The 5,292-nt window shown below is 69.0% G+C and carries 6 protein-coding genes; 4 read left to right on the top strand and 2 right to left on the bottom strand.

The annotated features are described in order from the left end of the window. Nucleotides 1-50: 50 nt before the first annotated feature. The gene (locus tag ACFTZB_RS42690; RefSeq protein WP_378441550.1) at nt 51-965 is read right to left on the bottom strand and encodes an SDR family oxidoreductase; all 915 of its coding nucleotides are present in this window, start codon (nt 963-965) and stop codon (nt 51-53) included. Then, a complete protein-coding gene (locus ACFTZB_RS42685; protein ID WP_378441548.1) occupies nt 962-1,750 on the bottom strand; it encodes an SDR family oxidoreductase in 789 nt (262 codons plus the stop codon). Before ACFTZB_RS42685 ends, ACFTZB_RS42690 begins: the two co-directional genes overlap by 4 nt. A 61-nt stretch (nt 1,751-1,811) precedes the next feature. On the opposite strand from ACFTZB_RS42685, the gene echA20 reads away from it, so the two are divergent. The 4 genes from echA20 to ipdC all read left to right on the top strand — a co-directional run. Continuing rightward, entirely contained in the window at nt 1,812-2,588 is a 777-nt protein-coding gene (gene echA20, locus ACFTZB_RS42680) for a (7aS)-7a-methyl-1,5-dioxo-2,3,5,6,7,7a-hexahydro-1H-indene-carboxyl-CoA hydrolase (protein WP_072938840.1), read from the top strand. Between the two features lie 5 nt (nt 2,589-2,593). After that, a complete protein-coding gene (ipdA, locus tag ACFTZB_RS42675; protein ID WP_378441545.1) occupies nt 2,594-3,487 on the top strand; it encodes a cholesterol ring-cleaving hydrolase subunit IpdA in 894 nt (297 codons plus the stop codon). Next, nucleotides 3,484-4,245 (top strand): cholesterol ring-cleaving hydrolase subunit IpdB, encoded by a 762-nt coding sequence (gene ipdB / locus ACFTZB_RS42670; RefSeq protein WP_378441543.1) that lies wholly within the window; start codon nt 3,484-3,486, stop codon nt 4,243-4,245. Before ipdA ends, ipdB begins: the two co-directional genes overlap by 4 nt. After that, nucleotides 4,242-5,292: (3aS,4S,5R,7aS)-5-hydroxy-7a-methyl-1-oxo-octahydro-1H-indene-4-carboxyl-CoA dehydrogenase (gene ipdC, locus ACFTZB_RS42665; protein WP_378441541.1), on the top strand; the 1,051-nt coding region annotated here is incomplete at its 3' end. The genes ipdB and ipdC, both read left to right, overlap by 4 nt.

Genomic DNA, 5,292 nt, shown 5'->3' with positions numbered 1-5,292 from the left:
CCCCAGGTGAGTGGCAATGCGTCCCCCGGCACACATCGCCACTCACCTGCTCAGGCGCCGTAGACCGGGACCGGGTCCTCCGCCTTCGCGAGCAGGTCCGCGACGACGGGCCCGATCTCCTTCGGCTCCCAGCGCGCACCCTTGTCCTGGGCCGGGCCGTGCCGCCAGCCCTCGGCGACGGTGATCTTGCCTCCCTCGACCTCGAACACGCGACCGCTCACATCCTTCGACTCCACACTCCCGAGCCACACGACGAGCGGGGAGATGTTCTCCGGCGCCATCGCGTCGAAGCCCTCCTCGGGGGCGGCCATCGCCTCGGCCATCGCACCGCCGGCGCCCACCGTCATCCGGGTACGGGCGGCGGGCGCGATCGCGTTGACGGTGACGCCGTAGTTCTTCAACTCCGCGGCCGCCTGAATGGTCAGCTCCGCGATCCCCGCCTTCGCGGCGGCGTAGTTGCCCTGCCCGATCGAGCCCTGCAGTCCGGCACCGGAACTGGTGTTGACGACTCGGGCGTCGACCGGATTGCCCGCCTTCGCCTCGGCCCGCCAGTACGCGGCGGCGTGCCGCAGCGTCGCGAAATGCCCCTTGAGATGCACCCGTACGACGGCGTCCCACTCCTGCTCGCTCATCCCGACGAGCATGCGGTCGCGCAGGAATCCGGCGTTGTTCACCAGCACGTCGAGCCGCCCGTACGTGTCGATCGCCGTCCGGATCAGGTTCTCGGCCCCAGCCCAGTCCGCGACGTCGTCGCCGTTGACGACGGCCTCGCCGCCTGCGGCCACGATCTCCGCGACCACCTGCTCGGCGGGACTCTCCCCGGTCGCGGAACCGTCGAGTCCGGCCCCGATGTCGTTGACCACGACCTTCGCCCCCTCGGCGGCGAACGCCAGCGCGTGGGCGCGTCCGATTCCGCGCCCGGCGCCCGTCACGATGACGACGCGACCGTCGACCACTCCACTCATGCCTTCTCCTCTGTAGATACTGTTGCTGCCGCCAGGAAGGCGGGTCGTTCCCCGCCGCCGTGGACGGTCAGTGTCGAACCGCTGACGTACGCCGCCAACGGTGAAGCCAGGAATACCGCGCAGTTGCCGACATCCTCGGGGCAGGCCATCCGGCCCAGCGGGACCGTGTTCCCGACGGCCGCGATTCCCGCCTCGTCCCCGTAGTGCAGGTGCGCGAGTTCGGTGCGAACCAGGCCGACGACCACCGAGTTGACCCGCACCTTCGGCGCCCACTCGACCGCCAGGCTGGTGGTCAGGCTGTCGACGCCGGCCTTCGCCGCCCCGTACGCCGCGGTGCCCGGCGAGGGCCGCGACCCGCTGACACTGGAGATGTTGACGATCACGCCACCCGAATCCTGGGTCTGCATCTGAGCGTTCGCGACCTGCGAGACGAGCAGCGGGGCAAGGAGGTTCAGCTCGACGATCTTCGAGTGGAACTTCGGGCTCGCGTCCGCCGCGAGGGCGAACGGCGCCCCGCCGGCATTGTTGACCAGGACGTCGAGGCGGCCGTGGCGCTCGACGATCCGGTCGACGAGACCCTGTACCTGCTCCGGGTCGCGGATGTCGCACGGCAGGAATTCGGCGGCGCGTCCGTCCACCGCCACGGGGTCGTCGCCCGGCCGGCGAGCGCAGGCGACCACCGTCGCCCCCGCCCGCAGGAAGGTGCGGCTGATGCCCGCGCCCACCCCGCGAACTCCGCCGGTCACGAGCACGACGCTTCCGGTCATGTTGGAACCTGTTTCCATCGTGCTACCCTACCAAGCAATTGCTTGGTGCGTGAAGTGCGGATCTGACGAGGAGAAAACAGTGGGAATTCGGAGCGAGACAGATCCGGGGGGCATCACCACGGTCACCGTCGACTACCCGCCCGTGAATGCCATCCCCTCCCGGGGCTGGTTCGAGCTGGCAGACGCCGTGCTCGACGCGGGCCGGAACCCGGACACCCACGTGGTGATCCTGCGAGCCGAGGGACGCGGATTCAACGCCGGCGTCGACATCAAGGAAATGCAGGCCACCGAGGGGTACGGCGCGCTGGTCGACGCCAACCGGGGCTGCGCGGCCGCGTTCGCCGCCGTCTACGACTGCGCCGTGCCCGTGGTGGTCGCGGTCAACGGGTTCTGCGTCGGCGGCGGCATCGGCCTGGTCGGCAACGCCGACGTGATCGTGGCATCGGACGACGCCGTCTTCGGACTGCCCGAGGTCGACCGCGGGGCGCTCGGCGCCGCCACCCACCTCGCCCGGCTCGTCCCCCAGCACATGATGCGCACCCTGTACTACACGGCGCAGAACGTCACCGCCCAGCAACTCCAGCACTTCGGGTCGGTGTACGAGGTGGTGCCACGCGAGAAACTCGACGACACCGCCCGCGACATCGCCGCCAAGATCGCGGCCAAGGACACCCGGGTCATCCGCTGCGCCAAGGAGGCGATCAACGGCATCGACCCCGTCGACGTGAAGACCAGTTACCGCCTCGAGCAGGGCTACACCTTCGAACTCAACCTGGCGGGCGTCGCTGACGAGCACCGCGACGAGTTCGTCGAAACCGGCAAGCCCCGCTCCAACTCGAACAACAGGAAAGGCTGACATCGATGGCGAGCAAGCGCGACAAGAGGATGTCGCTCGACGACGCGGTCGGGGAACTGCGCAGCGGAATGACCATCGGCCTCGGCGGCTGGGGTTCGCGCCGTAAGCCGATGGCGCTGGTCCGGGCGCTGCTGCGCTCGGACGTCACCGACCTCACCGTCGTCACGTACGGCGGCCCCGACCTGGGGTTGCTCTGCTCGGCGGGCAAGGTGAAGAAGGCGTACTACGGGTTCGTGTCCCTCGATTCGGCCCCGTTCTACGACCCGTGGTTCGCGAAGGCGCGCACCGGCGGTGAGATCGCGGTCCGCGAAATGGACGAGGGCATGGTGAAGTGCGGACTCGAGGCCGCCGCCGCCCGACTGCCGTTCCTGCCGATCCGCGCTGGACTCGGCTCCGACGTCCGGAACTTCTGGGGCGACGAACTGCGCACCGTCACCTCCCCCTACCCCGACGTGTCCGGCCGATCGGAGACACTGATCGCGATGCCGGCCCTGAATCTCGATGCGGCACTAGTGCATCTGAACCTGGGCGACAAGCACGGCAACGCCGCCTACACGGGGGTCGACCCCTATTTCGACGACCTGTACTGCGCGGCCGCCGAGAAGCGGTTCGTCTCCGTCGAACGCGTGGTGGAGACCGAGGAACTGGTGAAAACCGTTCCGCTGCAGAACCTGATCCTCAACCGCATGATGGTCGACGGCGTCGTCGAGGCACCGAACGGCGCCCACTTCACCCTCGCCGGCGACAGCTATGGCCGCGACGAGAAGTTCCAGCGCCACTACGCCGAATCGGCGAAGACCCCCGAGGGATGGCAGCAGTTCGTCGACACCTACCTGTCCGGCAGCGAGGACGACTACCAGGCGGCCGTGAAGCGATTTGCAGAGGAGTCCCAGGCATGACCGAGACCACCACCGACGTCACCCGCGCCGAGTACTGCGCGATCGCGTGCGCCGAGATCTTCTCCGGCGCAGGCGAGATCATGGCCAGCCCGATGGCAACGCTGCCGTTGATCGGCGCCCGGCTCGCGCGACTGACCACCGAACCCGACCTGCTCATCACCGACGGCGAAGCACTGATCTTCGCCGACACCCCCGCCGTCGGCGCGAAGGCACCGGTCGAGGGCTGGATGCCGTTCCGGAAGGTGTTCGACGTCGTCGCGTCCGGTCGCCGCCACGTGGTGATGGGCGCCAACCAGATCGACCGGCACGGCAACCAGAACCTGTCGGCGTTCGGCCCGCTGCAGCAGCCGACCCGGCAGATGTTCGGCGTCCGCGGCGCGCCCGGCAACACGATCAACCACCCCACCAGCTACTGGGTGGGCAAGCACACGTCGCGGGTGTTCTGCGACCAGGTCGACATCGTCTCCGGCGTCGGCTACGACCGGATCGACCCCGACAATCCGGCCTACCGGTTCCACCACCTGCACCGGGTCGTGACCAACCTCGGGGTGTTCGACTTCGGCGGACCCGGACACACGTTCCGGGCGCTGTCGCTGCACCCCGGCGTCACCGCCGACCAGGTCGCCGAGAACACCTCGTTCGAGGTCGCCGACCTCCACGACGCACCCGTCACCCGGGACCCGTCCGAGGAAGAACTGCGGCTGATCCGCGAGGTCCTCGACCCCCGCAGCCTGCGCGACCGGGAGGTGTCGGTATGAGCACGCTCCGCACCGCACTGACCGACCTGGTCGGTGTCCAGCACCCGATCGTGCAGACCGGAATGGGCTGGGTCGCCGGACCACGACTCGTCGCCGGCACCGCCAACGCCGGCGGTCTCGGTATCCTCGCGTCGGCCACGATGACCTATGACGAACTCGCCGCCGCGATCACGAAGACGAAGACCCTCACCGACAAGCCGTTCGGGGTCAACATCCGCGCCGACGCCACCGACGCCCCGCAACGCATCGACCTGCTCATCCGGGAGAACGTGCGCGTCGCGTCGTTCGCGCTGGCCCCCAAGCAGGAACTGATCGCGAAGCTGAAAGCCGCCGGGGTGGTGGTCATTCCGTCGATCGGCGCAGCCAAGCACGCCAAGAAGGTGGCGTCCTGGGGAGCCGACGCGGTGATCGTGCAGGGCGGCGAGGGCGGCGGTCACACCGGACCGGTGGCCACCACCCTGCTGCTGCCGTCGGTGCTCGACGCCGTCGACATCCCCGTCGTCGCCGCGGGCGGCTTCTACGACGGCCGCGGGCTCGCCGCCGCCCTCGCCTACGGAGCCGCCGGCATCGCGATGGGCACCCGCTTCCTGCTCACCCAGGAATCGACGGTCCCCGACTCCGTCAAACAGGAATACCTCGCCCGCGGACTGCAGGACACCACCGTCTCCCGCAAGGTCGACGGCATGCCCCACCGGGTCCTCAACACCGAACTCGTCGACAGCCTCGAACACTCCGGCAACGTCCGCGGACTGGTCGCCGCCGCCCTCAACGCGTCGAAATTCAAGGCCATGACCGGGATGAAATGGTCGACGCTCGTCAAGGACGGCCTCGCCATGAAGAAGTCCGGCGACCGCACCTGGCAGCAGATCATCATGGCCGCCAACACCCCGATGCTGCTCAAGGCCGGGCTCGTCGACGGCAACACCCACGCCGGCGTCCTCGCCTCCGGTCAGGTCGTCGGGCTGCTCGACGACCTGCCCACGTGCAAGGACCTCATCGACGGCATCGTCGCCGACGCGATCAAACGCATCGACGCACTCGGCGCCC

Origin of the sequence: Rhodococcus sp. NPDC057014 (genome assembly GCF_042673295.1) — a bacterium.
Lineage (GTDB): Bacteria > Actinomycetota > Actinomycetes > Mycobacteriales > Mycobacteriaceae > Rhodococcus_F.
This window is presented reverse-complemented; position numbering and strand designations above follow the sequence as displayed.

Coding starts and splice junctions, on each gene's coding strand:
- ipdA (WP_378441545.1), top strand. CDS start 2,594: ATGGCGAGCAAGCGCGACAAGAGGATGTCGCTCGACGACGCGGTCGGG.
- ACFTZB_RS42690 (WP_378441550.1), bottom strand. CDS start 965: ATGAGTGGAGTGGTCGACGGTCGCGTCGTCATCGTGACGGGCGCCGGG.
- ACFTZB_RS42685 (WP_378441548.1), bottom strand. CDS start 1,750: ATGGAAACAGGTTCCAACATGACCGGAAGCGTCGTGCTCGTGACCGGC.
- ipdB (WP_378441543.1), top strand. CDS start 3,484: ATGACCGAGACCACCACCGACGTCACCCGCGCCGAGTACTGCGCGATC.